Below are 25,436 nucleotides of genomic sequence, written 5' to 3' on the forward strand. Positions count from 1 at the left end.
GTCACTCCCCGTGCGCGCCGCACAAGCTCGACAATTCCCGCCGCAGCTTGGAGCGCCACGACGCCGTTGCCAACGCACTTGAGGCGTGCGGCTCGGCTATCACCCATGCCGAAGGCCAACCCATCAACCACGCACCGAAAATCGGGTTCAAGTGCCGGGGCGAGTTCAGGGTGTTCCGAGAGGATTCCTGCCCATCGCGGATCGGCTGGGCCTGGAGCGAATAGGCCACGAAGTTCGCAAGCTGGTCCATGTGCTTCCTGCCCCCACCGGTCACAAGCGCATGCTCTTCCGAGTTCGCGCCCTTGGCATCCCGAGCAGCTGGTGTGGGCCACGACGACGCAGCAAGCGCGATCGTTGGGCGCTCGGCGGCACCGGCTGACTGGCTCTTGTTGATCCGTTCGCGCGCGTGCGCATCCGGAGTTGGCCAGTGCGCTGCCATCGATGGCAGCATCAGGTCGCCCTTGCTGTCCCACTGGATCGGGCCACCGTTCTTGCCGTCCGAGGCACGCGGGCTGCTCCACTGCGGCTGCTTCAGCAGTTCCTCCATCCGGTTCCTGAAGTCCCCGCTGATCTGCCCGTGGGAGTTTTCGCCCGTTCCCACTTGAGGCGTCGGCCAGTGCGTGACCTTCTGCGAAAGCGCTACTCCGTTGTCCTGGCTGTTGTGTTGCTTGCGCTCGTCGGCCCTCGGCGTCGGCCAAGTGCCGACCTGCCCGGCTAACACCAGACCATGCGAGTTCCCGTGCGTCGGGGCTTCCTTCGTGGTCCGGTTGGCGCTCTCGCTCGCCGTTGGCGTGGCCCAAGTGGTCGCTTGCTGCGCGAACTCTCCACCCGCCTCCGCCTTCCCCTTGTGATCCATGCCCGCCGGCGTCAGCCATGCGCCAGGCGATGCAGAACCAACGGGCGCGCCCGTGGCTGGCGCCCACATCGGACGCGGAAAGAGTGATCCACTCCGCGTGCCACCCGCGGTCGGCCAGTTCTCCCACGACTCTGGAGGCGGCGCGTTCGAAAACATCACCCTCGGCTTCGTCCACAGCGGCGGCGGTGGCAGAAGCGATGCCTGCGACGTTCTCCAGAACGAGGAGCCACGCACCGCAATCGTCAGCGATGTCGACCACTCGAAAGAAGAGTCCGGAGCGCTGGCCGTCGAGCCCAGCACGGCGGCCTGCAAGGCTGAGGTCTTGGCACGGGAAGCCTGCAGCGACGCAATCCACTGCGCCGCGCCACGCTCGAGCGTTGAAGGAGAGCATGTCGGACCAGACAGGAGCCGGGTCCAGGCTTCCTTCTTCGATGCGCGCCGCCAGGACGCTGGCAGCGTGAGCTTCCCGCTCAACGTAGCAGACGGCGCGAGTCTCGATGCCCAGATGTCCGAGCCCGGCTCGCAGTCCTTCTCCGAGCATGCCCACGCCGGCGCACAGCTCGATGGTATGTAGAGCCACATTCATGGAACCTTTGGAAATAGTTGGGCCTGATCGGGCTGCGGGATGCGCAGCAGCTTCTGGCGCTTGTTGGTGTTGGGATCGATGCGAAAGCCGCGCTCCTCGAGCCGGCCGGCAGCCAGCAGCGAATCGACGCGGCCGCACACGCCGTTGATCGGCATGCGCGCCTTCTGGCTGATTTGCTGGCGGCTCAGCGATACGCCGGAACGGAACAGGCGCATGACCTGCTGTTCCTTCGGCGACAGGTAGAGCGCCGGGGACCGCGAGCGATAGGCTTCGGCGGAGGTCTCTGCAACGGTCATTGCTCGGCCACCTTCCCCTCCAGCTCCCGCAGCGCGTCGAGCGCCTGCTCCACGTTCCTTACAGCGCCGGGCAGGCCGCGCCACGAAGACATGGGGTCGGCCTTCAGCGCGAACTTGATGGCCTGCACTTGGCTCTCGGTGGCTTGCCATCCGAGTAGGTCAATTCCGGTCTCGTCGTGCAGCTTGGTGAGCTTGTCGACCAGTTCCTGATGCTTCTCGCCGCGCCGGCGCATCTCCTTCGCGATTCGCTCTTCAACGGTCTTATCGACCTCGGCCAGCGCCGCGTTCTTGGCGCGGTTCACCATGCCTTCGATGTCGCGCACCGGCTTGCGCAGCAGCGCGCCGAGGAATGTCTTGGTCACGGCCTTGGGCTCCAGCTTCGGCGCCGGCTTCAAGACGCGAGACTTCACACCGGTGAATTCCATGAAGCCCCAGTTCGAGGGGATCTCGTCGAGCTTGGCCACGCCGGGCGCGGCGAGGAGCCACCAGCGGTCCATGTACTGCATCACCGGCCAAGCCTTCTCCGGCTGCTTGAGCTCGCGCAGCCAGTCGGAGCGCGCGGTCTTCACCTCGTAGCCGTTGAAGTCCATGCCGCGGGAAGGCCAGAGGTTCAGCACCACGATGTCGGCGGAGCGCGATGCGTTCGAGCCGGTGCCGTTGGCAACCTCGAACAGGCAGGCGTAGCCATTGGCTTCGCTGTAGACGGACGCCATGTAGGCATTCACCATTGACGTGGTCACCTTGTCGACGGTCGGGGCGGACGCGGCCTCAGGCGCGCGCGCGCCGGAAACAAGTTCGTCCAATGCCTGGGTCGTCAGAGCATCGAGCTGCATCTGGGCCATCAGGCGTGCCCTCCCCGCTGCGCGAATTCGGGGCCCTCAAAAGGCCCTGTCAGTTTGCGCATCGCGTCGGTACGCTCCCCGTCATGAATCAACTTCTCCGCAACCATTTGTCGCCACGTCTTGCCGTAGCAGGTCAGGTAAATGAAGTCGCGCAGCAGCGTGGCCGTGTCGGTGTTGCTCAGAGCGCAATGACGACGGAATACCTCGTCAGTCGTCTGGTCAACCTTGGTCTTCAGGTCCTCGGTCAGCTTTCCGAGTGGCCCGGCGATGCCTCTGGCGAAGGCCGGCTCTTGGTCTTGGTCGATGGTGGACATCTCGAACTCGTGGTGGGGGTGAAGTGGTCAGCCGATCGGCTGCAGGTCGGCGACGCGGGCAGCGAACACGTCGCGGAAGACGGTGTGGCGCCAGCCGCCCTCGGGGAACGGGTTCGCCAGGGGGAGCTCTTCGCCCCGCTCGGCAGCCTGGGTGGCGAGGTCGGCCACTTCGGTGTGGCTCAGTGACGAAAGAGGCTTGACGTGCATCACGCAGCCTTCTTCGATCGCGCCGTGGGCAGTTGCTGCGCGAGTGCCGCCAGCTTGAGAGCCTCTTCGGCGCCAGCCGCCACCCTCCCTGCTTCCCAGCGCGAAATCTTGGATTGCGCGATGCCGGTGCGCCTGGCAATTTCGGACTGCGACAGCGTGGCGCGAAGCTGTCGGATCACCGCTTGAATTTGGGTCATGCGACGATTATGCACTTCTGCATTGTTATTTCAAGCAGTATTGCATTACGTATTTCTGCATAGTCGAGGCATGGACGGAGTCACCCTCTTCAACAAGCTCTTGGCGAAACGCGGACTGAACCCGACTTCGCTAGCTGCCGCTATCAAGCGCCCGACTGCTCAGTCGGGCTTCGACCGATTCAAAAAGGGCGACATCAAGCAACCCCGGCGAACGGAAAGCTTCGACTTGGCTGCGCGGTTTCTGGGTGTCGATGCGCTCGCTTTCTATGACGAAGATCTGGCCGAGCGCGAGTGGGCGCGGATCGAAGGATATGCAACGGAAGAAGCGCCTCGCAGTACCCCACCCGCGCCTGCACCACACGTTGACGCGGGGGAAGTGGTAATCGTCCAGTACGAGGTCAGCGGCGGCATGGACACCCGGGGAAAGCTGCTGCTCGAGGCTGAACCGCCAGGCATCATCAAGAGCTGGCGCGTGGATCGCGAGTGGCTGCAGCTGAATGTTCGCTCGTACACCAGCTTGGCGAACCTCTGTATCGTCACAGGGTTCGGCCCTTCGATGAAGGGGATGTTCAATCCCGGGGACCCGCTGCTGATGGATCGCGGCGTGAATCGCGTCGATCACGAAGGTGTGTACTTCTTCCGTGTGGGCGATGAAGGCTACATCAAGATCTTGCAGCGCGTCCCCGAGTTCAACGGGCCCGGCTTTGTGTTGCGCGTGATCTCCAAAAACAAGGACGATTTCCCCCCCTACGACATCTCGCCCAAGAACCCACACCTTCACATCATTGGCAAGATCCTGACTGTCTGGAAGAGCGAGCAATACTGATGCGAACAATCCTCGTTGCTACGTTTTTGCTGATCTCACTGGGCAACATTCACGCGGCAACACCTACGGAGCAGCATGCCATTGAACAGGCCAAGGTATCCAACGACGACTTTTCCAAGAGGGCGCCTGGCAAAGTTGCCCAATCGGGACGAGCTTATGCGGATGGGTCGACGCTTGTTCACGAATTAGTGGTGGCGGTGAACCCTAACCTGCCAAACCACGAGCTCGCAACTTGGCGCGACTTCAATCGAGGCGTCTTACTTCCAAAAGTCTGCTCGATGCTCAGGGCTGACGAGTTTTTCAAGAGCGGCTTCCAGATCAGGTACCGCTACGTGAACCTCGACGGTTATCTTCTAGACGACTTCACTGTGAACAAGACTGCCTGTCGAGGCTACTAGGCCAAGCTGCATGTATCCGGAAGACATCGCCCGCTCGTAGCGGGCTTTTTCTTGTCCGTCGTAGCCAAGATCGCCAGCACAATGCACTTATGCATTGACACAGCAATGCAGTTCTGCATAATGCACTCCATGGCCATTTCGGCTGCGAGGAGCGCAAATGCACAACAACCCGGGGCGAACTGCCCACGCCAAGCCGACCGCGGTGGCACCTACCGGCCACGACTTCACTGAAGAACAGCTGATCGCCTTCGACCGCGCCTATGCGGTCGCCAAGGACACCGGCGCGCTAGTCCGACTGCAGGTCGCGGCCGCGGTCAACCTCGATCTGTCCCACAACCGCGCGGCGAGGCTGGCATGAAGGCAGTCCTGCAAGCCCAACTGCTGGAGATCCAGCGCCAGATCGCCGCTATGCGGCGCCGCTATGCGGCGCCGCTACGCCGACGTGCGCCGCGAGCGCGCCATGGCTCCGCTCGAATGGTGCGCGGCATGAGCACTGCCCGTCGCACCTTCACTCAGCACGCCGTGGACTGGGCCCTGAGCACCCTCGCCTGCATCGTCCTCCTGATGCTCATGGCCTGGATGGACAGCAAGCAGTCGGAAACCGCCGCGCTGCGCTCCTCGACCGCGGGCTCCAACGATCGCACCGCCGAGCGCGCGGCCACGAAAGGCACGCGATGAGCCGCGCCCGCCTCGGCACCCTCCTCGCCGACCCGCACAAGGTGGTCACCGCCGCTTGCGCACTGGCCGGCCTCTTCGTCATCGCCCTCCTCCTCTACGAAAGGATCGCATCGTGAGCGTTCGCCTTGTCCATCCGCCGCGCCCGCACGCCGGCGCCACCGCACCGACCGGCTTTCCGCCGGCGGCCAACGATGAGGCCATGGGAGGCCTCTGGTTCCCCTCCACCGGTCGCGACTACCTGATCGTCGCCGCCCTGGTGCTCCTGCTGATCCTGGCAGCCGTGCTGCTCGCCATGTACGGCGAAGGCCCGCGCGATTCCTGGTTCGCTCTCTGGGGCACCGCAAAGTGACAGCCGCACTCGCCCGCCCAGAGCCGGAGGTTCTCGCGCCGCAATCGCAGGTTGTCCTCCCGCCGCGCAACGAGATTGCGACCGTCATGCACGCCATCACGGCCGCTGCCAACGACCCGAACGTCGACATTGACAAGATGGAGCGGCTGTTGAGCATGCACGAGCGCATGCACGCCCGCGCCAATGAGCAGAAGTTCAATGCGGCGATGACCAAGGCGCAGGCGGCCATGGGTCCGATCTCGGCCGACGCGGTCAATCCGCAGACTCGCAGCACCTACGCCAGCTACGCGCAGCTCAACCGCGCCCTGCGCCCGATCTACACGAAGAACGGCTTCGCGCTCAGCTTCGACACCGCCACCAGTGACCAGGCGGGCCACGTCCGAATCCTCTGCTACGTCTCTCACGCGGCCGGCCACATGCGCACCTACAAGTGCGACATGCCCGCCGACGGCAAGGGCGCCAAGGGCGGCGACGTCATGACCAAAACCCACGCTTCCGGCTCGGCCATGACCTACGGCCAGCGCTACCTGCTGAAGCTGATTTTCAACGTGGCCATCGGCGAAAACGACGACGATGGCAATGGGGCGGGCCCCAGCCCCAACGACCCGAGACAGGTCAGTGATGCGGATCGCCTCGCCGATTCGCTGTTCCATCGCCTCCAGGGCACTAAGACCGATGGCGAAGCCGCGGCACTGTGGGCAGAAGGCTGCGTCGCGCTGGCGGATACGAAGCGCCGCGACCTGTACACCGAGTTCAAGGACGCGGTCATCGCTCACCGCCGGAAGCTGAAGGCAGGAGGTCGCCCGTCGTGATCCTGCTGAACTACACCCAAGGCAGCGAAGACTGGCTGCGCGCGCGCTGCGGCGTGGCCACGGCCTCCCGATTCAGCGAGGCGCGCGAGAAGGTTGGCGGCCTGACCGACCAGCAGCGCGTCTATGTCGAAGCGCTGCAGCTGGGCATGGATGAGCCTGATGCGCGCGCCAAGGCCGGCTACAAGACCAAGCCGGTGGCAGGGGGCATCGCGAAGGCGCTGAACGGCGAGCCGACTGAAGAGCCCGGCGCCGCGGCGATCAAGTACGCCTGGCTCGTGGCCTTCGAAACGATCAGCCGCGAGCCGCTCGATGACACGTTCGTCACGTATGCGATGCGCCGCGGGCGGGACCTCGAACCCAGGGCACGCGTGGTCTATGAGAAGCGCACGGGCGCGCTCGTCGAAGAAGTCAGCCTGATCCTGACCGATGACGAGCGATTCGGGTATTCGTCCGACGGCCTGATCGACGACGACGGCATGGTCGAAATCAAATGTCCGTTCGCGTGCGACAAGCTGGGGCAGGTCTGGGCCAGCCCTGAAACCGCACACCTCGAATACATCGACCAGATCAACGGCGGCCTCTGGATCACCGGGCGCCAGTGGTGCGACCTGGTGGTGTATTGCCCGTGGCTGGAACCGGTCGGCAAGGACCTGTTCGTCAAGCGCATCTACCGCAACGAGGACGCCATCACCGCCCTCGAAGCGGACCTGATCGGCTTCATGCGGCTGGTGGACAGCCACCTCGAGGTGTTGCGCACGCCCACAAAGATGTCCGGAGCTCCCAAGGTCGCGCCGGCGGATGCACCCGCGGCACCCGCAGCGAGCGCTGCGCCAGCTCCGGCGCCCGCACCCACGTCCTCCCTCTTCCCCGAGCCCACCGCGCCCGCACGCGGCCATGCAGTTGTCGACAACCCCTTTTGAGAGGCCCTATGTCCGAGGTATCCACCCCCACCCCCAACGAAGTAGCCGTCAAGCCGCACTCCATCGCCCAGGCGGCCCTGGCTCTCTTCTCCCCACTGGAGACCGATGTCACCACGCTGGCAGATCGCCACCGCAACGTCGTCTTCGACATGAGCACGCCCAAGGGCTTCAAGGCCGCCAAGGACGCGCGCCTGGAGCTGCGCGAGTCCGGTCGGTTCGCGGTTCAGCGCCTGCGCGACAAGACGAAGGACCAGCTCAACGACTGCAAGAAGGTCATCGAAGACGAGGCCACGCGCTTGATCAAAATCGTGGAGCCCGTCGAAACCTTCATCGACGGCCAGATCAAGGCGCACGAGAAGAAGCTGGCCGAGGAGAAGGCCGAGCGCGAGCGCATCGAAGCCGAGCGCAAGCAGAAGCACCTGGACGCCATCGCCAAGATCGAGGGCTACGTCGCCATGGCCGAGGGGCTGCCCATCGAACGCATCGAAGCCGGGTTGGCCTACGTGCGGGACATCGACGTGAGCGCGGAGGTCTTCGCGGACTTCGCAGTGCGCGCCTCGGCACAGAAGGACGCGACCATTCGCGCTCTGGAAAAGATGATCGCCGAAGCGCGCGAGCGCGCCGCAGCAGAGGAACTGCGGCAAGAGAACGAACGGCTGCAGGCCCAGCTCGACGAACTCAAGCGCCAGCAGCCCGCCGCTGCGCCCGCAGCAGAGCCGACCGAAGCGCCAGCCGCGCAGGACGAAGAGCAGCGCCAAGAGGCCGAGCCGGTACGCCCGCGGCCGACGCTGGCCAGCTACTCCGTGCGCCGTGCGGTGCACGCACCGGTTGCTGCGCCGGCGCCGATCCAGCAGGCCCTTCCGGTTGTGCCCGCCGCCAATGAATCCGCCGACCACGGCACACCCACGCTGCGCATCGGCGTCATCGCTGAGCGGCTCGGATTCGCCTTGACCGCCGAGCACCTGCGCGGTCTGGGCATCGAACCCGCCTCTCGTGAGCGCGGCGCCACGCTCTATCACGAGCACCAGTTCCCGCAAATCTGCGACGCCCTCGCGCGCCGCGCCGCCGAGGCCAAGGCCGCGCATCTGCAGCCGCTCGCGGCCTGATCACCACCGACGGGAGCATCCATGTCCAAACCCTCTTCCGCCTCCTCGGCTGCAACCGCCGACGCCGACCTGATCGTCATCGCGATGCAGCCGGTGAACTCGAGCCAGTTGGCCTCCATCGGCTACGACGCCGCGAGCAAGACCCTCGCCGCCACTTTCACGCGCGGCCCTGGCACCGTCTACCAGTACCCGAACGTGGACGCGAAGGTGTACGCCGACCTGATGGCGGCCGACTCCATCGGCGGCTACTTCGGCAAGCACATCAAGCCGCTGCGGTTCAAGAAGTTCAAGGCTCCCGAGGCTGCCTGATGGACTTCACCGTCTACCCCATCGAGAGAGTGAAGGCCGCCTTCGCGCGTGCCCTCGAGCTGAACCCTGAACGCGAAGCAGCCGCGTGCGCCGCCGCGCAGGCCCTGGGCATCACGCCCGAGGCCGTGCGCGAGGTCGTCGAGACTGTCGCGAGCAACCCAGCATGAGCACGGCCGCGAGCATGTCCATCGCAGCGGCAAACGCGCTCGGCCGAGACCGCTTCGGCTCAGCGCATGCCACGCCGATCGGACCGATGCTATTAATCCGGGTCAAGGGCACTGCTTTTCAGGATCTGAAGTTCTCGCCTGAGTTGCTCCGAAGCTTCCGCAATTTTCATTTCGAACTGGTGGCGGACTTCGGCCAAATCGTGCCCCGCGCTGCGCGCTGCGTAGGCGTATTGCAGCGCTCCATTCCACTCAGCCACATGCCGAGAGATCTGCCGAACTGCGTTGATAGCTTCGCCGTCCGGCAAGCTGTTCACCGGCAACGAGTCGAAGACGCCGAGTTCTGTCATTACACGCTGTGTGTGCCCGAGTACAGAAACCCATTCCGCAGTCGCCGGACTCACGGCAAGCGGAGTCGCTGCCGCAAGTTCACTGCTCATCGCCTCACCACGGGCAACGTGAGCCGCGATTGCCTGCCGGCGCGCCAACTCTGCGACCAAGCGCTGCTGTCGAAGGTTTTGCCTGTGCTGGACAAAGGCAACCATCACGGCAGCAAGGATGGCTCCTATCGAACCCCACGCCTGAACCCAAGACGCGCACTCGCTCGGATTCAGTCCGCGCACAAGCATGCAGGTCCCCCACGGCCCGTCGAACATTCCCGGCTCCTCTGTTGTTTGGTAGCGGGAGTATCGCGGGTCTCAGTCCTCGAGGTCGAACTGCCCCTGCAGCGTGCGAATGAGCTGCGCAATGTCATTGCGGTGCGTGCCGCGGTCGGTGACGACGCGCACGGTCCAGTTCGGCCCGCCCTCCTCCGACGGCATTCTGATCACCCCGCCGCGGTGAACGTCCGTCTGCTGGCCTTTCAGGCCCGGCAGCGCTTCGATGCGCGCAATCAGCATGGCCTTCAACTGGGTGGCGGTGCGGGTGGGCTTGGGCACTACGTTGACCTACTTCTTCAGCGAATCTTTCCACTGCCACCAGGCTTGGTTGTGCGCCTCTGTGATGCTGCGATACGCCTCGCCGTCACCCGGAAGAGGGCCGAGGCCAGGACGCTCGATCGATTGAATCGTGACTGCCTCCCCGTCCTGATGCATCACCACGCAGGCTCGTTGCGCACCCCACTCAATTTCAAGTCGGACCACATTCGGCTCGGCTTTTCCCATGTCGCTTCCCCCAAATAGTTAGGAGACGCATTTTGAACCTCCTCGACACCTCTTCTGAGCGCGAGCGCGCCGTGCGCAGGCGGCCTCTACTCACTCGTCACAGTGGACATGACGTAGCTCGTGGTTCCATGCATGTGAAGGTCCCAAGGCTTGCGGCCCATCCTGGACCAAATCTGCTTGATCGCACTGTCAACGTTGTCAGCGATTTTCTTCGCCGCCTTGAGCTCGAGGAGATGCTCCCAAGGTTCCATGACGAGGTGGGCTGCCGCATCGATTGGATGTTCATCTGGAGAGATGGCCAACCGGGCCGACCCCTGTCTTTTCGCCGGTCGTGGATGCGCCAGCGAATCGCGGGCCCTGAGAACTCGGCGGACGTCACTCCATGGCAAGGCTCCGTAGTTCACGTTCGCCCCCACGGCCTTACCGATCAGCTTGAACTTTTCATAAACAGGCTCTCGCTCAACTTTTTTTCCACTCAGCCAGTTGCCCTCGAACACCTGCGGACCTTCTGTTTGGCAAAAGCCCTCGATCGCAAAGGCCAAGGTGACAAGCGCACCCAACCCTGCCCAGTAGCTACCTGTCCCGCCGTCTTCCCGGATGTCTCGGAGACAGGCGGATGCATGCCAAAGCACTGGGAAGGGCTTGAAGTCCCTTTCGATCGAGATCCCAAACTCTTTTTTCATCACTGCTCCTTCCAAACATGGAATCAAAGTATGCGCGAGGTGCCCCATGGCGCCGCCTGAAGTCGTGAGCACAAAGCCCTTCCCGTCAGCGGTGAAGGAACGGCCGACTTGGAACGAGCGCAATCGCGATGCAGTGAACGCTCGACGCCGCGAGCTTTATTCCGCCGATCGTGAAAAGCATCGCGAAAGGCAGCGGGTCCCTGGCAACTGGGCCGCCAACCCGTGGGTTTGGGTCGTCGAATTCAAAAGGGTCAAGCCATGAACGACGAAGACGACGACGGCATGGTCGACGGCTTCAAGGCCACGCGAGAGGAATCGCAAGAGCGCCGTGCCGCGCACCGCGAGCACGCGCCCAAGCTGCTCGCCGAAGCCGGCGTGAAGCACACCATCCACAACGACGGCGCCCACATCCGCATCGGTCGCGAGGTCGCTGACTTCTGGCCTGGCACGGGCCTGTGGAAGGACCGCAAGCGCGGAGTCGAAGGCCGGGGCGTCAAGAACCTCATCGCGCACCTGAAGCGCATCTACCCGCGGCCGGCACCGGCGCATACCTGCCACTGGCCTGGCTGCGCCACCGAGGTGCCCCCGGCCATGTGGGGCTGCCGTAAGCATTGGTTCACCCTGCCCAAGGCGCTGCGCGACGACATCTGGCGCACGTACCGGCCCGGCCAGGAAATCACGAAGACGCCGAGCGATGCCTACATGGACGCCGCGCATGCGGTGCAGCAGTGGATCGCTCAACACCAGAAGGAAAACGCATGAGCACCGAACCGAACACCCTCTTCCGCAAGAGGCCCGTCGTAATCGAGGCGTTCCAGCTGCCCGCCGCCGGCGTGGACGTGCCGGATGCCTTTCACCACTGGTGCGAGCGAGTGGGCTTCGTGAACTTCACCTCCGGTCGCGATGAAACGCTGGAAATCCAAACGCTCGAGGGCACCATGACGGCGCAGCCGTGCGACTGGATCATCAAGGGGGTGAAGGGGGAGTTCTATCCCTGCAAGCCCGACATCTTCGCCGCGACCTACGAACTCACAACCACGCTGCCCAATGCTGCCGCACAAGAGGCTATCGGCCAGCCGTCCGGGGGCGCACTGGCACCCAATCTTGTTGCGGCGCACAACGCCGCCCTCACGGCGGCCATCGAGGCCATCCGCGAGACCGAATCGCGCAAGGAAGCCATCGCGTTGATCGGGGACCTGCGGAAATGACCTTCGACCTCTTCGAAGCCTCCGCGCCGACTGCGGTGTCGGCACCAGCGCCCGTGCGCCAGCCGAACCCGGACGCCGCGCGCTATGTGATGCAGCCCGTGCCCGGGGAGTTGAACCGCTGGACCTACTGCGGTGAGACCATCGTGTTCGACAGCCGCCGAGCTGTCGGCTCGAAGCTCGGCCACTGGCGCACCGTGGAAGGCATCGACAAGCCGGTGCTGCAGAGCGACGACCGCATCGAGGTCTGCCGCGCGATCGACGCACGCAACGATGCGAAGGGCCGCCCGTGAGTTGCCGCGACGTCCTCGTCGCCGCGATGCCTGGCACTCAGGCGCAGCTCGCCCAGCGCGTGCAGCGCAGCATCAAGACCGTGAGCGTTGAACTGGGCGTGATGGTGATGGTCGGCCGAGAAGCCCACATCGGCGACTGGTTGCGCCAAGCGCGTGGCGGAAAGCCCGTCGCAATCTACTTCGCAGGCCCGGGCATCAACATGCCGCGGCCCCCGCTCACGCGCGCAGCACTGTACGCGAAGCGCAGCCGTATCCGCAGCCTGCACGAGCCTTCCGGTTGGGCGGCCCGGGCATGACGCGCATCTACAAGGTCAAAGGCGAGGACGAGTTCGGAGTCGAGCTCGAGCGCACCGGCGACCTCGTGCGACTTCGCACCCATACGCCGGGCTGGCCATTCCCGGCCGAGCGCACGCTGCCGCGCGACGCGCTGGTGTGGATCTGCGGCGATCCCGAGCCGGCGGCCTCCCGGGAAACGGACACGGCATGACCTCAATCTTCATCGAGATCGAACTCCATCTGCGCTTGCTTGATGACGCGCGCAATGTCGGGCCGGTGTTGATCGCGGTCGCGAAGGATCGGCACCGTCCACGTCGGGCCGCCCTCGCCCCCATTCATCCACCGCACGCCGCCGAGGTGCACGTCGGTGACCTGGCCGGCCAAGCCCGGCAGCGCTTCAATGCGCTCGATCAGAATTTCCTGCAACTGGCGTGCTGTGCGTGTCGGTTTGCCCATGCAATGAGTATTACCCAATGACAGCACACCCCTCCCCCATCGCAGAATGCGGTGTCCGGCTCTTGACGGCGGCACAGGTGGCAGAACTGCTGCAGTGCACAGTCCAGACAGTGGAAATCGCCGCGCGCGACGGCCGGTTGCCCGGAGTCCAGTACGGTCGCGCCTGGCTCTTTCCCGAGGATGCGCTGATCGAGGCCCTGCGCGTTCAGGCCCTGGCCAATCTGAGAGCCGCACCAGAGCGTGCACCGGCCCCGGTGCTACCGGACGCCGCGCATGCCTTCACGGCCCCTCCGGGGCGGCGCAAAGCAGCAAACAGCGGCCGAACTCGGCTTCGCCCCGAGCTTCCGCGCCTCATCGGGTAGCGAAAACGGGTCGCAGAACGCTAAGTCTTTGTCGCCATTGATCTTCAGCCGCCTTCTAAGCAGGTTGTCGGGGGTTCGATCCCCTCCGGGCAGGCCATTTCGGTCTCCAACCGATCTCGATTCCTCTAACCTTCAGTTGCTCGGCCCAACACCGAACGCCTCGACGGTCCAGACCACCTGCATCGTCCCCCGCATCCCCCGCAGTACATTGCACCGATGCCCTCTTCCCCCGACCGACGCATCACCGCCACGCTCTGCGCCGCAGCCCTCCTCGCAGCCTGCGCAACGCCCTCCCCCAACGACACGCCCCCGTCGCAAAGCGCAGCACTCGCCGCGAGCCGCGAAACCAATCAACCTGGCCGCACACCGAAAAGCCCGGCCGCCAATCTCTCCCCTGCCCAAGCCCTGGCACCCCAAGCCCAAGGCCAGCGCGTGAAATGGACTGGCGGCATCAACGTCATCGACACGCGCGAGCCCGGCCGCCAGTGCTTCACGCTGCTGCATGCCACCTCCGACGCGCAAGGCGTGCTGCAGTGGCCGCGCGACGAGCAGCAGTTCGTCGCCTGCGGCGCGGGGTACTACGACAGCAAGCTCGTCGCCCAGTTCACCTTGGCGAGCTTCGAAGGCCGCGTGGCCGGCCAACAGACGGTGCTGAACAAGCCGGTTCCCGTCATCGAGATCGAAGCGCTGTACCGCTTCTCCGACTGCACGCAGGGCAGCGAGAACAGCCCCGAGTGCTACTCGGGCTACCTGCAACCTCAAAAGCCCTGACGCCTCATCGCGCAAAGCGATCGCGCGCGGCAAACCGGCATCCGGGCGCTCGCCCTCAGTGCACGCCCTCTTCGACCGCGAAGAACCTGCAAAGCCCGTTGCCCGTGTCGAAGTGCCCGGCGCGCGTGCGGTTCACCAGTTGCCCGTCGAGCAGGCGGTACGAGACATCCGCGACCTTCGGGCTGTAGGACTTGTGAAGGCTGAGGCGCAGGAAGTAGGTCGTGTACTCGACGACCGTGCCCTCGCAGTCGTCGGCATCCACCACGTGGAACCGGCCGGTTTCGCGGATCACTTTCTCGTAGGTCGCCATGGCTTTCTCCAGCATCGGGGGAGTACAGAAACGGCCATGCGGAGACGCGGGCGTCTTGCAAGCAGACGCACCGCCTAGCAACCGGGCCTTCCAGACTGCTTTACGCAGCCCCGCCCGAAACGGATTCGTTGCCCGGTCGAGCGCGCGTCTGCCGGTCAGACCGGCCGCACGTCGAAGAAGGCCTCGTCGGTGTCCCCCAGGTCGCGAAAGCCCGCGGTGCGCGCCGCGTCGTAGGCCTTGGCCCAGCGCTTGGCCATGGCGATCTCGGCCTTCGACAAGTCGCTCTCGCTGGACTCGCTGGCGTTCTGGAAGGCGCGCAGCGCCGGCACCACGTCGTCGCCCAATTGCCGGTCGATCTCGCGCCGGAAGCGCTGCTCGGCGACCTTCGAGGCGTCGGCTGCGGGGTGCGCGTAGTCGGCGAGCCGCACGGTGTACGTGACACGCGGCTCGACCTCGATGTCCTCGAAGCGGAACGGCGCTTCACGCGCTGCCCGCGAAGGCGGCGGCGACATGGATGCGGGTGGCTCGGCCACTGCGGCCATCGCTGTCACCGTTGCCATCGGACGAGCCGTCACAGGCACGTGCCGCGTCACGGCGGGCGCATGACGCGGCATGGCCGCAGGCATGGCCGTCGCGGCGACAGCCCGTGGAAAGAAAAGCTCAAACTGGTTCATGGTTCATCGCCTCCAGCGCATGGCGCGCCCGTGAAAGGCCTGTTGCCAAAAAAGACTGTATGAATATACAGTTTTTGACCACAGTAAACCAGCCCGTGCAAATGCCGTGTCAATGAGATGTCTCGCGGAGGCTGCGAGCGAGACAGTGCAAGCCGCCCCCGCGGCCCGCGCGAGGCCGCTCAAGCCCGATGCGCCCGCTCTCAGCGCCGCCCGTCGTAGATCATTCGCCAGACATTGCAGCCGCTCGGGCATGCTGGGCCTGTCTGGGTGGAATTCAGCTCGGCGGAGGCGACGGGCGAGGCCGAAAGCGCAGCGCCGTCGCGGTCGCTGGCCGGTGCGGGCGTGCCGCCCATCACGAGGGCGGTCGCGCCGACCGCCACTACCTTTGCAACCATCAACATGTTTGTCTCCAACAGTGGGTCACAAATGCAACTTAGACCTCCGGGAGATAAAAATCGCGGGGATTTACCCTAGTCAGCCGAAGGTGCGCCGCCGGCTTTCCCCTCGATGGCTTTTGACTCGGTGCCTTTCGCCTCGACCTTTGCGCCAGGCCCGGCGGGCAAGTCGCCTTCCCGCAGCTTGCGGCCCACCCACATGGTTCCGGCCGCGTAGTCGGCCGCGCCGACCTGGATGCCGCCCACGGTGCGCAGCGCACCGGTGCCGTCGTCGGTGGCGGGGCCCTCGCCCGTGTACTCGCCGGGCACCAGCACCCTGCCGTCCTTGAGGAAATCGGCGATGACGAGTTCGCGCATGGCACGGCCCCAATGCCATTGCTTCTTGATGTCGTAGGGAGCCGGCTTGGCCGGGGCTTTGGATTTCTTCATGGAGGTTCGCGTCGCGCAAAAAAACTGGCACGAGCATAAGCCCGCATTCAGGCACGCCCTCCTGCTACTCGGCACACGGCCGCGCACCGTCCTCCGGCAACGCGGGCGGCGGCTCGGTGGCCTCGCCCGACTCCACGTAGTTCGGCTCCACCGGATGCACGATGACCGCGCTGGGCTCGCCATCGAACTTCACCAGCAGGTACTCGCCGCTGGCGCCTGTGATCACGCCGAACTTGCCATGCAACTCGATGCGCCCGCCGCGTCGCGCGGGCACCTTGAAACGCACACGGATGTAGGGCAGGCCTACCCGGAAATACTCGACCATCTGGGCTCCCCGATTCTTGTCGGATCGGCCGAAGTACGAATTCACCGGCCTGCAATGGATGCCGAAAGCGGCACCTGAGTCTGCAAGCCATGAATTTCCCGCCCGGCCATGGCGAAGCATGTCGGCCAGAGCCTACGCTTGCTGAAAGCCTTTGGACATCCGCCGGGTGGCCGGGATGCACGTCGAGGAGGTTCTGCCGATTGGCCTAAGGAGGCAAGCTCGTCGACCCGACCGCCCCCTGCATGCCGGGCAGCGCTACTCGAGCTCGCGAACCGCGCTGTCTTCGCGTTGCCCCGGCACATCGGCATCGTCCGCGCCTTCGCCCCCATCCGCGTCTTCACGCGGCCCCACGTTCAGGTCTTCAGACAACCCGCGCAGCACCGCATAACCCGCCTGCAACGCCTCGGCGTAGGTATGGAAGCCCTTGGCGGCCTCCATCAGCGGCTCGAACTCCATCGAATTGTCGAAGGACTCGAGCAGCACCCAGAAATAGTCGCCGCCGTCGTGTTGGTCGACGGTCAGTGCGATGGAGATGAGTTGGCCTGCCATGCACGCATGGTGGCCTGCGCAAATTACAAATCGACGAAAGCCCCGTGACGCCTTCTTTCAACGCGCTGTTTCGCGTGCTGTTCGACGCCTACGCCACGCCTTCCAGGAACTCGAACCCCATCGTGCGCGCGTGATAGTGCAACCCGCCGTCCTGCACGATCAGAAAGCGCGCGCCCTGCGAACCCGCGTTGTGGTGCGAGTGCGGCGCCCCCGGCGGCGTGACCAGCGTGGCCCACGGCGCCCACGGGCACTGCGCGTCGCCGACCACCGAATGGCAGTCTTCGCCCTGCACCACCAGCGTGACCGCGGCGGAGTTGTGGCGGTGGGTGCGCTGGTGCGTGTGCGGCTGCAGCGTGTTGAAGCTCAGGGTGAGCGTGGGCGTGAGGTTGCGTGCCGCGGCCTGCCGGTCCGACGAGAAGATCAGCGCGCGGCCCGAGGTGTCGTCGCGCGTGCCGCTGGCGAAGATGAGCGCGAACTGCCGCTCGATTTCCTCGGCCGTGTAGTGCACCGCATCGATGGTCGCCTGCGCCAGGGGCGCGGGCTGCGCGCGCTCGAAGGCGAGCTGCGGCTCGTTGCCCACGGTCCACAGCAGCAGGTCTTGCGCGCCGGCCTCGAGCCGGTAGCCGCGCGCGCCGGGCAGCAGAAACACGTCGCCCGTGCCGAACGCAAAGCCGTCCGCGCCGCCCGACAGGCGCCCGCTGCCGGCAATCACGTACCAGACGGAGCCGGTGGCGCCCACGTCCAGCGGCAGCAGCGCGTCGCGCGCGGCAATGCGCACATAGCGCGCCAGCATCAGCGGCGTGGTAGCCGCAAAGCCGCACTCCAGGGCGCGCGACTGGTCGCAGTCGAACACGCCGAAGCGGTCTTCCGGCGGCGCGGAGAACAGGCGCGCGGGCACCTCGGGCAGCTTCACGTTGAAGGCGTTGCCCGAGTTGAAGAAGCGCGCCCGCGCCTGCGCCGCGCTGGCCGGCGCGCGCGGATGCTGCATGGGCAGGTCGGCCATGTCGACAGGGGCATTCAAGACAGTGGCATTCATGGCGCATCGCCCTCCTCTGTGGCTGTGGCTGTGGCTGTGGCTGTGGCTGTGGCTGTGCCCGTGTCTGCGCCGGGCACGGCATACGGCAGCAGCACCCGCAGCAGCACGTTCGCACCCGCGGTCACGTGCGCGGGCTCGGCCCACTCGTGCTCCGCGTGGCTCACGCCGTCGCGGCAGGGAATGAAGATCATCGCGCTCGGGCACAGCGGCGCCATGTGGCGCGCGTCGTGGCCGGCAGCCGAAAGAATGGGCATGTGCGGCTCGCCGATGCGCTCGGCCGCCTGCGCAATGGCGCGTTGCAGCGCGGGGTCGAAGTCGTTCGACGGCGCATCGACCAGCGGCGTGACCGTCACCCGGCACGGCATGGAGAACAGCTCGCACGACGCCGCCAGGCGCTCGCCCAGCAGCTCGAGCACCGCGTTGTCGGGGTGCCGCAGGTCGATGCGCAGCGACACGCGCTCCGGCACCACCGAGGGCGCATTGGGCTCGACCAGCACCCGCCCGATGGTGAACTTCACCGCCTCGTCGTAGCCGCCGATCTGCGCGTACAGCACCATCGCCATGCGCGAGAACGCCTCCAGCGCGTCGCGCCGGTCGGCCATGGCCAGCGTGCCGGCATGGCCGCGCTCGCCCTCGATGACGATGTCGAAGGTCTTCTTGCCCTGGATGCCGGTGACCACGCCGATCACGCGCTGCTCGGCCTCCAGGATCGGGCCCTGCTCGATGTGCGCCTCGACATACGCCGCGAGCGCAAAGCCGAGCGGCCGCCTGCGCAGCGCCGGAAACGCCGCGTGCAGCGCGTCGAGCGCATCGGCCACCGACATGCCCTTGGCATCGCGCACCGCGCGCACGGCCTCCAGGCTGCGCACGCCGGCGAAGGCTTCGGAGCCCATCATGCCGGGCGCGAAGCGGGAGCCCTCTTCGTTCATCCACGCCACGCACACGATGTCCACGGGCGGGCGCACGCCGCGCTGCGACAGCGTGGTCAGCACCTCCAGCGCGGCGGCCACGCCATACACGCCGTCGAAGCGCCCGCCGCCGGGCTGGCTGTCGAGGTGGCTGCCGGCCAGCACGGGCGGTGCGTCGCGGTCCGCGCCGGGCAGCGCGATGAACAGGTTGCCGGCCGCGTCGGTCGAAGGCTCCAGCCCGGCCGACAGCGCCCAGTCGATCATCGTGTGCCAGGACGCGATGTCTTCCGCGCTCAGCGCCTGCCGGTCCACGCCGCCACCGGGCGTGGCGCCGATGCGGGCCAGCGTCATCAGGCGGTCCCAGAGGCGGTCGGCGTCGATGCGCCAGATGCCTGTGTGCTCACCGGCGTGCTCACCGGCCTGGTCGGTCACCGGCACCACCGTGGCTGCTTCGGCGTTCATCAGTCGGTCTTCATGATCTGGCTGGGCAGCGCGCGCGGGTCGCGCGGCTTCCACTGGCCGGCCTCGACCTGCGCGAAGAACTCCGCCAGCAAGGCGTTGAACGCGGCGGGCTCCTCCAGGTTCAGCGTGTGGCCGGTCTTGGGCATCACCGCCAGGCCGCAGGCCGGCACGGTCGTCTTCAGGAAGATGCCGGGCTGCAGGCAATGGTCGTCCTCGTCGCCGACCACCACCAGCGAGGGCACGGCCATCGCGCGCAGCTCGCCTTCCAGGTCGTAGATGGACGGGCGCCGCGCCTGCACGCCGCGCATGGTGTTGGCGGCGCCCACGGCGTCGTGCTCGCCCAGCCAGGTCGCGAACTCCTGCCAGCCGCGCGGGTCCTTGTTCTGGAACTGCACGCGGCTCGCGCCCAGCGAATAGGTGCGCGCGAATTTCTCGGAGCCCTGCGCCTCGAACTGCTTCGCGACCTCGAGCGAGACGCCCTTGAAGTAGTCCTCGTGTTCCTTCTCCGCGCCGTAGCCCGCGCCGGCAATCACCAGCGAGGCCGCGCGCTTCGCGTGGCGCAGGCCGAAGTGCAGCGTGGCGAAGCCGCCCATCGACAGGCCCACGATGTGCGCGCGCTCCAGCTTCAGCGCGTCCATCACGGCCACGATGTCGTCGGCCGCGGTGGCCTGCGAATAGCGCTCCACGTCGGCCGGCACGTCCGACGGCGGATAGCCGCGCGCGCCGAAGGTCACGCACTGGTGGCGCCGCGCGAAGTAGCGCATCTGCGGCTCCCAGCTGCGGTGGTCGCCGCCGAACTCGTGCACGAACACGATGGGCGTGCCGCTGCCGGCGGTCTCGTAGTACAGGCGGGTGCCGTCGGGGGTGGTGGCAAAGCTCATGCTGCGTTTCTCCTCAGAACAGCGCCGCCGTGGCCGGCAGGCCGCGCGCGCGCTCCACGGCTTGCGGCAGCACGTCGCACAGCGCCTGCGCCCAGGCCCTGGGCACGGTGGTCGATATCTTGATGAAGCGGTGGCCGAAGCGCGGCGTGTGGTACGTGCCCTGGCGCACCATGACGTCGTGCTCGCCCAGCGCGCTCACGAGCGCCTCGGGCGTCACGCCCGCCTTGCTGCACTCGACCACGATGAAGTTGGCCTGCGACGGAAACACCGGCACCTCGAAGCCGGGAATCTTGGCGAAGGCGTCGACGATCATTTGCTGGTTTTCGCGCTGCTGCGTGATCACCTCGGCCATCCATTCGTCCTTGACGGCCAGGCCCGCGATGGCCGCGCGCTGCGCCAGCACGCTGGCGCCCAGCGGCGCCTGCGAGTGCGGCAGGATGCGCGCGAGCAACTCGGGCGAGGCCACCAGCGCGCCCAGCCGCAGCCCGGCCAGGCCCAGCCATTTCGAGAAGCTCACGATGGTCACCGTGCCTTCCGGGTAGAAGCGCGAGGCCAGCGTGTGGCTGTCGGCAAAGTCGCGGTAGGTGCAGTCGTGGATCAGCACGGCGCCGATTTCCCTCGCGCGGTCTGCAAAGGCGCGGATCTCGTCCTCGGTGTACGTGGTGCCCAGCGGGTTGTTGGGGTCGACCAGGTAGATGACGGCGGTGTTCGCGTCGGTGGACGCGGCCAGCGCCTCGGCCGACAGCTTGAAGCCGTACTCGGGCCCGTAGATCGGAATCTCGGTGATCGCCGAGCCGGCCTTGGCCGCGAACTGCAGCGGCCACTTCCAGCCCGGGTCGGTGGTGACAAAGCCCTTGCCCGCCACGCAGAAGGCACGGCAGGCCAGCGCCAGCGCCGACACGGCGCCGTCGGTCACCACCGCCGACTGGTTCGGCACGCCCAGGTCGCTCACGATGGCCGAGCGCAATGCTTCCATGCCCAGCGGCGGCGCATAGGCGTGAAAGCTCTCGTCGTCGATGGCGTCGTGCAGCGCCTTCTTCACGGCCGGGTGCAGCGGAAAGTGGTTGGTGTTCTGGCCCAGCCACATCAGCTCGGGGTTGGTGAACAGGCGGTCGAAATACTGGTTGCGGGTTTCGGCGTCGCTGGTCACGGTGGGCACTGCGGGCGCCACGGCTGCGGGGTTCAGCGCCGCGTTCATGCCGCGAGCCTCCGGGCCTGTTCGGCCTCGACCACCTTCTTGCTGGTCTTGATGATGGAGCCGCGTGCCGCGATGCCGCCGTCGATGGTCACCACCGTGCCGGTGATGTAGCCCGCGCGCGGTGAGGCCAGGAACACCATCAGCTCGGCCACCTCCTCGGGCGTGGCAGGGCGACCGCCGGGGTAGTTGTCGAACAGCTCTTCCCAGCGGCCTTCGTCGCCGTGCGTGTCGAAGGCGCGGCGCTTCATGAGCTTGACCATGCGGTCGGTGGCCACCGGGCCGGGGTTCACGCCCACTACGCGGATGCCGTCGTCCAGGCTCACGCCGCCGAGCGCGCGCGTGAAGGCCATCACGGCCGCGTTGCCGGTGGAGCCGGCGATGTAGTTGGCGTCCCAGTTTTCGCCGGAGTTGCCGATGTCGTTCACGATCACGCCGCCGCCCGCGGCCTTCATGCGCGCGTAGTAGATCTGCGTGAGCTCCATGTAGCCCAGCACCTTCAGCTGGAAGCCGCGGCGCACCACGGCGAAGTCCAGCGACTCGATGGGGCCGGCCGGAATGTCGCCCGCGTTGTTCACCAGGATGTCGACATGCCCCGCCGCCTCGGCCAGCTGCTGCATGGCGCCGGGCGCTGCCAGGTCCATCGGGTGGATGCGCACGTTGATCGGGTAGATCTTCTCGATCTCTTCCTTGGCCGCGGCCAGCGCCACGCCGTCGCGCGCGGCCAGTTGCAGGTGGCAGCCTTCGGCTGCGAACGAATGGGCGGCCGCGAGGCCGATGCCTTTGGAGGCGCCGGTGATGAGTACGGTCTTGCCTTCGAGTTCGAGTTTCATGATGAAGTGATGTCCTGGAATGCGTTCAGGGATGCGTGCTGAAAAGGGGGCGTTGAAAAAGAGAAACGGGAGAAGGGCTCAGGGCGCGCCGCCGTCCTGCTCGGACAGCGCCGCGATCAGGTCGACGATGTCGTCCTCGAGCAGGCTCACGTGGTCGATGGCCGACGAAAACGCGGCTCCCGGGTCGTTGCGCCGGATGGCGTCCAGGATGGCGCCGTGCTCGCCGATGGTCGCGGTCATGCGCCCGGGCTGGAAGGTGACGTAGCGGCGGTACACGCGCACCCGCTTGCGCAGTGCGCGCGTCTGCTCGGCCAGGTAGTGGGTGTTGGAGGCCTCGTACAACGCGTCGTGAAAGTCCTGGTTCACGTCGTAGAAACGCGAGTGGTCCCCCGAGGCCAGGATGCTGGTCAGCTCGTCGTGCAGCGCGCCCATGCGGGCCTTCTGCGCCTCGGTGGCGCGGCGCGCGGCGAACTTGGCGCACAGCCCTTCCATCACCGCCATCATCTGGAACATCTCGATGAGCATGGGCAGCGAGATGCGCGCCACGCACACGCCGCCCTGGCGGCTGCGCAGGTCGACCAGGCCGGTGGCGGCCAGCGCCTTCAGCGCCTCGCGCACCGGCGTGCGCGACACCTTGAAGCGCTCGGCCAGCTCGGCCTCGTCCAGCCGCGCGCCGGGTTTCATCACGCCGCTGACGATCAGGTCTTCCAGCGTGTCCTTCAGCTCGTCGGACAGCGTGGCGCCCTTGCCGCGCTGGCGCTCGCGTCCGCGCAGTGCCGCGGGTTCGGCCGTCGTTTCGGGTTCGTTCGGTTCCATGGTGTTGCCTTCCTTGTTGTGCTTGTCTTTGTCGGTCTTCAAACGCGGGGCCTGTGCGGCGCGGGTGCGTGGGTGTGCAGGTGTGTGCGGTGACGCGGAAAAATCAGAACGGCCGGTCGCCGGCCACGGTGGTGCGGTGCATCACCCGGCGGTACACGTTGTCGTCGTACGGCGTGGCGCGGTGCATGGTGCAGCGGTTGTCCCACACCAGCAGGTCGCCCGCGAGCCACTTGTGGCGGTAGCTGAACGCGGGCGAGATGGCGTGCGCGTTCAGCTCGGCCAGCAGCGCGGCGCTTTCTTCGGCGGGCAGGCCGTCGATCTGCTTGACCACGTCTTCGCCCACGTAGAGCGAGAGGCGGCCCGTTTCGGGGTGAGTGCGCACCAGCGGGTGCACCACGTCGGGCGTGGCGGCCAGCTGCTCGGGCGTGAGCGGGTTGCGGTCGGCGAAGGCCTTGCCGTAGTAGTTGGCGTAGCTGTGCGTGGCCGTCATGGGCCGAATGCGCGCCTTGGTGTCGTCGTCGAGCGCGTCGTAGGCCGCGTGCATCGAGGCGAAGAAGGTGTCGCCTTCCACCGGCGGCACTTCCAGCGCGTAAAGCAAAGCGCCCATCGAGGGCTCGGCCTTGTACGACAGGTCGGAGTGCCAGTTCCAGCCCTCCTTGTGGTTGCCGATGGGCTTGCCGTTTTCCGACACGTTCGACAGCACGTACACCTCGGGGTGCTCCTTCTTCAGGAACTGCGTGAGCACGTGGCCCAGCAGCGGGCCGAAGCGGCGCGAGAAGGCCACGTGCTGCGACTCGTCGATGCCCTGGCCGCGAAACAGCAGCACCGAGCGCTGGTTGAGCGTGTCGCGCAGCACGGCGAAGTCGGCATCGCTCACGGGCTCGCGCAGGTCGATGCCTTTGACTTCGGTGCCGATGAAGGAGGTGAGGTTCTCGAGTTGCATGGTCGAAACGGGTCTCTTGAAAAGAATGAAGAGGAATGACGTGGAGTGAAAAGAACGGCTCTCAGAGCCTGTAGTCGGGCTGCGTGCGCTCCAGCATGCGCAGGAACGCCGGCCACTCGCGCGTGCCGGGCGGCAGGATGTCGCCGGCGAATTCGGTGAACTGGCGCGCGGCCAACGCGCTCACCTCGGGCTGCGGGTACACCAGCGATTGGCCCGGCGCCACGCCGCCCTGCGCGAGCAGCTGCACCTTGGCCGCCTTCTCGAAGTAGTACATGAGGATGAAGGCCTCCGGAATGGTGCGCCCCACCGTCAGGATGCCGTGGTTGCGCAGCACCAGGGTGTTGTGCGGGCCCAGGTCGCGCACCAGCCGCTCGCGCTCGCCCGTTTCCAGCGCCACGCCTTCGTAGTCGTGGAAGGCGGTGTGGCCCTGGTAGCGCATCGCGAACTGGCTCAGGGGCGAGAGGCCGTCGGGCATCGCGGCAATGGCGGTGCCCGCGTCGGAATGCGTGTGCAGCACGCACAGCGCGTCGGGCCGGCCCGCGTGAATGGCGCTGTGGATCACGAAGCCGGCCTGGTTCACCTCGGCGTCGGTGTCGTCGACCTTGCGGCCGTCCAGGTCGATCTTCACCAGCGAAGAAGCCGTCACTTCAGAAAACAGCAGCCCGTACGGGTTGATGAGAAAGTGATGTTCCGGCCCCGGCACGCGCGCCGAGATGTGGTTGTAGATGAGGTCGTCCATGCCGAAGTGCGCCACCAGCCGGTAGCACGCGGCGAGCTGCACGCGCAGCGCGGCTTCGGTTTGCGGGTACGCCGCAGGGTTGGTTTTTTCCATCAGCGCCACCACACCAGTTTTTGATCGATCCACACCAGCAGGCCGTAGAAGACCATGCTCGCCACCGACGCGACCAGCACCGCCGACCACACGCTCAGCAGGTCGACCTGCTGGGTCGATTCATAGATCATTCGCCCGAGCCCCGCGTAGGCACCCAGCATCTCGCCGACGATCGCGACGATCATGCTGCGCGGCACGCCGATGCGCAGGGCCGTCACCACCGAGGGCATGGCCACCGGCAGGCGCAGGCGCCACACGATCTTCATCTGCCCCGCGCCGAAGCTGCGCATCAGGTTCACCGCGGCCTGGTCGGCCTGCTTCAGCCCGTGCAGCGCGTTCACCAGCATGGTGAAGCCCACCGCCAGCGCCACCAGCGCGATCTTCGAAGCCGCACCGAGCCCGAACCAGATGAGAAACAGCGGCGCATAGGCCACCGTGGGCACCGCGTTCACGGCCACGGCCAGCGGCATCACGATGCGCTCCAGCGGCGGCGCCAGCAACAGCGCCACGGCCAGCAGCAGCCCGAGCACGCTGCCCAGCGCATAGCCGCCGAGCGCCTCGCCCAGCGTGGCCAGCAGCGCGGCCATGAGGCGGCCGGTGTCGGTGAAGGCGTGCTGCACGATGGAGCCCAGGCTGGGCAGCACGAACGGCGGAATCTTGAACAGCCAGATCGCGCCCTGCCACACCACCAGCAGCACGGCGACGCCGAGCACCACCGGAACGACCGGCGAGGCCAGCAACTTCCCCTTCGCGGAAACCATCGACTTCCCCTTGGCGGA

43 protein-coding genes and 1 pseudogene are annotated in these 25,436 nt (G+C 66.3%); 17 read left to right on the forward strand and 27 right to left on the reverse strand.

All coding sequences use genetic code 11. The features are described from left to right. Window position 1: 1 nt before the first annotated feature. The 7 genes and pseudogenes from AB6807_RS24750 to AB6807_RS24780 form a co-directional block, all read right to left on the reverse strand. Window positions 2-856 (reverse strand): hypothetical protein, encoded by an 855-nt coding sequence (locus tag AB6807_RS24750; RefSeq protein WP_371086842.1) that lies wholly within the window; start codon window positions 854-856, stop codon window positions 2-4. A gap of 79 nt (window positions 857-935) precedes the next feature. Next, window positions 936-1,442, reverse strand: a pseudogene (locus AB6807_RS24755) (DNA cytosine methyltransferase); the annotation flags it as partial. Beyond that, entirely contained in the window at window positions 1,439-1,738 is a 300-nt protein-coding gene (locus AB6807_RS24760) for a hypothetical protein (RefSeq protein WP_371086620.1), read from the reverse strand. The gene AB6807_RS24760 and the pseudogene AB6807_RS24755, both read right to left, overlap by 4 nt. Then, complete coding sequence (locus tag AB6807_RS24765) at window positions 1,735-2,580, reverse strand: hypothetical protein (RefSeq protein WP_371086621.1); 846 nt, start codon at window positions 2,578-2,580, stop codon at window positions 1,735-1,737. The genes AB6807_RS24760 and AB6807_RS24765 overlap by 4 nt, the downstream gene beginning before the upstream one ends. Next, a complete protein-coding gene (locus AB6807_RS24770; RefSeq protein ID WP_093303713.1) occupies window positions 2,580-2,894 on the reverse strand; it encodes a hypothetical protein in 315 nt (104 codons plus the stop codon). Before AB6807_RS24770 ends, AB6807_RS24765 begins: the two co-directional genes overlap by 1 nt. A gap of 27 nt (window positions 2,895-2,921) precedes the next feature. Further along, complete coding sequence (locus tag AB6807_RS24775; RefSeq protein ID WP_371086622.1) at window positions 2,922-3,101, reverse strand: hypothetical protein; 180 nt, start codon at window positions 3,099-3,101, stop codon at window positions 2,922-2,924. Beyond that, window positions 3,101-3,298: a helix-turn-helix domain-containing protein gene (locus tag AB6807_RS24780; RefSeq protein WP_371086623.1), complete on the reverse strand. Its 198-nt coding sequence runs from the start codon at window positions 3,296-3,298 to the stop codon at window positions 3,101-3,103. The genes AB6807_RS24775 and AB6807_RS24780 overlap by 1 nt, the downstream gene beginning before the upstream one ends. A 70-nt stretch (window positions 3,299-3,368) precedes the next feature. Here AB6807_RS24780 and AB6807_RS24785 point away from each other — a divergent pair, with 70 nt between their 5' ends. The 10 genes from AB6807_RS24785 (at window position 3,369) to AB6807_RS24830 (ending at window position 8,863) form a co-directional block, all read left to right on the forward strand. Continuing rightward, window positions 3,369-4,124, forward strand: a complete 756-nt coding sequence (locus AB6807_RS24785) for a helix-turn-helix transcriptional regulator (protein WP_371086624.1) — start codon at window positions 3,369-3,371, stop codon at window positions 4,122-4,124. Further along, a complete protein-coding gene (locus AB6807_RS24790; RefSeq protein WP_371086625.1) occupies window positions 4,124-4,522 on the forward strand; it encodes a hypothetical protein in 399 nt (132 codons plus the stop codon). The genes AB6807_RS24785 and AB6807_RS24790 overlap by 1 nt, the downstream gene beginning before the upstream one ends. A gap of 157 nt (window positions 4,523-4,679) precedes the next feature. Continuing rightward, window positions 4,680-4,880, forward strand: coding sequence for a hypothetical protein (locus tag AB6807_RS24795; protein ID WP_371086626.1), 201 nt, complete (start codon window positions 4,680-4,682; stop codon window positions 4,878-4,880). Then, the gene (locus tag AB6807_RS24800; RefSeq protein ID WP_371086627.1) at window positions 4,877-5,200 is read left to right on the forward strand and encodes a hypothetical protein; all 324 of its coding nucleotides are present in this window, start codon (window positions 4,877-4,879) and stop codon (window positions 5,198-5,200) included. Before AB6807_RS24795 ends, AB6807_RS24800 begins: the two co-directional genes overlap by 4 nt. A gap of 112 nt (window positions 5,201-5,312) precedes the next feature. Then, window positions 5,313-5,549 (forward strand): hypothetical protein, encoded by a 237-nt coding sequence (locus AB6807_RS24805; RefSeq protein ID WP_371086628.1) that lies wholly within the window; start codon window positions 5,313-5,315, stop codon window positions 5,547-5,549. Further along, a complete protein-coding gene (locus tag AB6807_RS24810; RefSeq protein ID WP_371086629.1) occupies window positions 5,546-6,361 on the forward strand; it encodes an ERF family protein in 816 nt (271 codons plus the stop codon). The genes AB6807_RS24805 and AB6807_RS24810 overlap by 4 nt, the downstream gene beginning before the upstream one ends. Then, window positions 6,358-7,281: a lambda exonuclease family protein gene (locus tag AB6807_RS24815; RefSeq protein ID WP_371086630.1), complete on the forward strand. Its 924-nt coding sequence runs from the start codon at window positions 6,358-6,360 to the stop codon at window positions 7,279-7,281. The genes AB6807_RS24810 and AB6807_RS24815 overlap by 4 nt, the downstream gene beginning before the upstream one ends. An 8-nt stretch (window positions 7,282-7,289) precedes the next feature. Further along, window positions 7,290-8,387: a hypothetical protein gene (locus AB6807_RS24820; RefSeq protein WP_371086631.1), complete on the forward strand. Its 1,098-nt coding sequence runs from the start codon at window positions 7,290-7,292 to the stop codon at window positions 8,385-8,387. Window positions 8,388-8,408: 21 nt separating this feature from the next. Beyond that, entirely contained in the window at window positions 8,409-8,696 is a 288-nt protein-coding gene (locus AB6807_RS24825; RefSeq protein ID WP_371086632.1) for a KTSC domain-containing protein, read from the forward strand. Beyond that, the gene (locus AB6807_RS24830; RefSeq protein WP_371086633.1) at window positions 8,696-8,863 is read left to right on the forward strand and encodes a hypothetical protein; all 168 of its coding nucleotides are present in this window, start codon (window positions 8,696-8,698) and stop codon (window positions 8,861-8,863) included. The genes AB6807_RS24825 and AB6807_RS24830 overlap by 1 nt, the downstream gene beginning before the upstream one ends. A gap of 92 nt (window positions 8,864-8,955) precedes the next feature. On the opposite strand, the gene AB6807_RS24835 is transcribed toward AB6807_RS24830, so the two are convergent. The 4 genes from AB6807_RS24835 to AB6807_RS24850 form a co-directional block, all read right to left on the reverse strand. Then, entirely contained in the window at window positions 8,956-9,516 is a 561-nt protein-coding gene (locus AB6807_RS24835; RefSeq protein ID WP_371086634.1) for a hypothetical protein, read from the reverse strand. Window positions 9,517-9,558: 42 nt separating this feature from the next. Then, window positions 9,559-9,798: a hypothetical protein gene (locus AB6807_RS24840; protein WP_371086635.1), complete on the reverse strand. Its 240-nt coding sequence runs from the start codon at window positions 9,796-9,798 to the stop codon at window positions 9,559-9,561. Window positions 9,799-9,807: 9 nt separating this feature from the next. Continuing rightward, entirely contained in the window at window positions 9,808-10,023 is a 216-nt protein-coding gene (locus AB6807_RS24845; RefSeq protein ID WP_371086636.1) for a hypothetical protein, read from the reverse strand. An 86-nt stretch (window positions 10,024-10,109) separates the two neighbouring features. Beyond that, window positions 10,110-10,706 (reverse strand): hypothetical protein, encoded by a 597-nt coding sequence (locus tag AB6807_RS24850; RefSeq protein WP_371086637.1) that lies wholly within the window; start codon window positions 10,704-10,706, stop codon window positions 10,110-10,112. A 258-nt stretch (window positions 10,707-10,964) separates the two neighbouring features. Between AB6807_RS24850 and AB6807_RS24855 the strand changes: the two genes are divergently transcribed. From AB6807_RS24855 to AB6807_RS24875, 5 genes are read left to right on the forward strand one after another with little or no spacing between them, the layout of a single operon-like run. After that, complete coding sequence (locus tag AB6807_RS24855; RefSeq protein WP_371086638.1) at window positions 10,965-11,468, forward strand: hypothetical protein; 504 nt, start codon at window positions 10,965-10,967, stop codon at window positions 11,466-11,468. After that, window positions 11,465-11,914: a hypothetical protein gene (locus AB6807_RS24860; RefSeq protein WP_371086639.1), complete on the forward strand. Its 450-nt coding sequence runs from the start codon at window positions 11,465-11,467 to the stop codon at window positions 11,912-11,914. The genes AB6807_RS24855 and AB6807_RS24860 overlap by 4 nt, the downstream gene beginning before the upstream one ends. Further along, window positions 11,911-12,204: a hypothetical protein gene (locus AB6807_RS24865; RefSeq protein WP_371086640.1), complete on the forward strand. Its 294-nt coding sequence runs from the start codon at window positions 11,911-11,913 to the stop codon at window positions 12,202-12,204. Before AB6807_RS24860 ends, AB6807_RS24865 begins: the two co-directional genes overlap by 4 nt. Next, window positions 12,201-12,500, forward strand: a complete 300-nt coding sequence (locus AB6807_RS24870) for a hypothetical protein (protein WP_371086641.1) — start codon at window positions 12,201-12,203, stop codon at window positions 12,498-12,500. Before AB6807_RS24865 ends, AB6807_RS24870 begins: the two co-directional genes overlap by 4 nt. Next, window positions 12,497-12,691 (forward strand): hypothetical protein, encoded by a 195-nt coding sequence (locus AB6807_RS24875; RefSeq protein ID WP_371086642.1) that lies wholly within the window; start codon window positions 12,497-12,499, stop codon window positions 12,689-12,691. The genes AB6807_RS24870 and AB6807_RS24875 overlap by 4 nt, the downstream gene beginning before the upstream one ends. Before the next feature lie 2 nt (window positions 12,692-12,693). Here AB6807_RS24875 and AB6807_RS24880 read toward each other — a convergent pair whose 3' ends face one another. Next, complete coding sequence (locus AB6807_RS24880; RefSeq protein ID WP_371086643.1) at window positions 12,694-12,936, reverse strand: hypothetical protein; 243 nt, start codon at window positions 12,934-12,936, stop codon at window positions 12,694-12,696. A gap of 17 nt (window positions 12,937-12,953) precedes the next feature. On the opposite strand from AB6807_RS24880, the gene AB6807_RS24885 reads away from it, so the two are divergent. Beyond that, complete coding sequence (locus AB6807_RS24885; RefSeq protein ID WP_371086644.1) at window positions 12,954-13,298, forward strand: helix-turn-helix domain-containing protein; 345 nt, start codon at window positions 12,954-12,956, stop codon at window positions 13,296-13,298. Between the two features lie 432 nt (window positions 13,299-13,730). Next, window positions 13,731-14,069, forward strand: coding sequence for a hypothetical protein (locus tag AB6807_RS24890; protein WP_371086645.1), 339 nt, complete (start codon window positions 13,731-13,733; stop codon window positions 14,067-14,069). 55 nt (window positions 14,070-14,124) lie between these two features. On the opposite strand, the gene AB6807_RS24895 is transcribed toward AB6807_RS24890, so the two are convergent. The 15 genes from AB6807_RS24895 to AB6807_RS24965 all read right to left on the reverse strand — a co-directional run bounded on the left by AB6807_RS24895 (window position 14,125) and on the right by AB6807_RS24965 (window position 25,418). Further along, window positions 14,125-14,394, reverse strand: coding sequence for a hypothetical protein (locus AB6807_RS24895; RefSeq protein WP_371086646.1), 270 nt, complete (start codon window positions 14,392-14,394; stop codon window positions 14,125-14,127). A 140-nt stretch (window positions 14,395-14,534) separates the two neighbouring features. Beyond that, entirely contained in the window at window positions 14,535-14,939 is a 405-nt protein-coding gene (locus AB6807_RS24900; RefSeq protein ID WP_371086647.1) for a hypothetical protein, read from the reverse strand. A 314-nt stretch (window positions 14,940-15,253) separates the two neighbouring features. After that, a complete protein-coding gene (locus AB6807_RS24905; RefSeq protein WP_371086648.1) occupies window positions 15,254-15,454 on the reverse strand; it encodes a hypothetical protein in 201 nt (66 codons plus the stop codon). Window positions 15,455-15,523: 69 nt separating this feature from the next. Next, window positions 15,524-15,877 (reverse strand): hypothetical protein, encoded by a 354-nt coding sequence (locus AB6807_RS24910; protein ID WP_371086649.1) that lies wholly within the window; start codon window positions 15,875-15,877, stop codon window positions 15,524-15,526. Between the two features lie 64 nt (window positions 15,878-15,941). Further along, entirely contained in the window at window positions 15,942-16,202 is a 261-nt protein-coding gene (locus AB6807_RS24915; protein ID WP_371086650.1) for a hypothetical protein, read from the reverse strand. Between the two features lie 255 nt (window positions 16,203-16,457). Then, window positions 16,458-16,751, reverse strand: a complete 294-nt coding sequence (locus AB6807_RS24920) for a hypothetical protein (RefSeq protein ID WP_371086651.1) — start codon at window positions 16,749-16,751, stop codon at window positions 16,458-16,460. Between the two features lie 88 nt (window positions 16,752-16,839). Further along, window positions 16,840-17,787, reverse strand: coding sequence for a cupin domain-containing protein (locus tag AB6807_RS24925; protein WP_371086652.1), 948 nt, complete (start codon window positions 17,785-17,787; stop codon window positions 16,840-16,842). After that, window positions 17,784-19,157, reverse strand: coding sequence for a Zn-dependent hydrolase (locus AB6807_RS24930; protein ID WP_371086653.1), 1,374 nt, complete (start codon window positions 19,155-19,157; stop codon window positions 17,784-17,786). Before AB6807_RS24930 ends, AB6807_RS24925 begins: the two co-directional genes overlap by 4 nt. After that, a complete protein-coding gene (locus AB6807_RS24935) occupies window positions 19,157-20,038 on the reverse strand; it encodes an alpha/beta fold hydrolase (RefSeq protein WP_371086654.1) in 882 nt (293 codons plus the stop codon). Before AB6807_RS24935 ends, AB6807_RS24930 begins: the two co-directional genes overlap by 1 nt. A 13-nt stretch (window positions 20,039-20,051) precedes the next feature. Continuing rightward, window positions 20,052-21,236: a pyridoxal phosphate-dependent aminotransferase gene (locus AB6807_RS24940; RefSeq protein ID WP_371086655.1), complete on the reverse strand. Its 1,185-nt coding sequence runs from the start codon at window positions 21,234-21,236 to the stop codon at window positions 20,052-20,054. Continuing rightward, on the reverse strand, window positions 21,233-22,066 hold the full coding sequence (locus AB6807_RS24945; RefSeq protein WP_116907351.1) for an SDR family oxidoreductase: 834 nt from the start codon (window positions 22,064-22,066) through the stop codon (window positions 21,233-21,235). The genes AB6807_RS24940 and AB6807_RS24945 overlap by 4 nt, the downstream gene beginning before the upstream one ends. 78 nt (window positions 22,067-22,144) lie before the next feature. Beyond that, the gene (locus AB6807_RS24950) at window positions 22,145-22,882 is read right to left on the reverse strand and encodes a GntR family transcriptional regulator (RefSeq protein WP_371086656.1); all 738 of its coding nucleotides are present in this window, start codon (window positions 22,880-22,882) and stop codon (window positions 22,145-22,147) included. A 103-nt stretch (window positions 22,883-22,985) separates the two neighbouring features. After that, window positions 22,986-23,825 carry a TauD/TfdA dioxygenase family protein gene (locus AB6807_RS24955; protein WP_371086657.1) on the reverse strand — a complete coding sequence of 280 codons (840 nt, stop codon included), beginning with the start codon at window positions 23,823-23,825 and terminating at the stop codon, window positions 22,986-22,988. Window positions 23,826-23,886: 61 nt separating this feature from the next. Next, window positions 23,887-24,657, reverse strand: a complete 771-nt coding sequence (locus AB6807_RS24960) for a class II aldolase/adducin family protein (RefSeq protein ID WP_116907842.1) — start codon at window positions 24,655-24,657, stop codon at window positions 23,887-23,889. After that, window positions 24,657-25,418 (reverse strand): ABC transporter permease, encoded by a 762-nt coding sequence (locus AB6807_RS24965; RefSeq protein WP_371086658.1) that lies wholly within the window; start codon window positions 25,416-25,418, stop codon window positions 24,657-24,659. The genes AB6807_RS24960 and AB6807_RS24965 overlap by 1 nt, the downstream gene beginning before the upstream one ends. Window positions 25,419-25,436 lie beyond the last annotated feature (18 nt).

Source organism: Variovorax sp. RCC_210 (genome assembly GCF_041355175.1).
In the GTDB taxonomy this organism is placed as follows: domain Bacteria; phylum Pseudomonadota; class Gammaproteobacteria; order Burkholderiales; family Burkholderiaceae_C; genus Variovorax.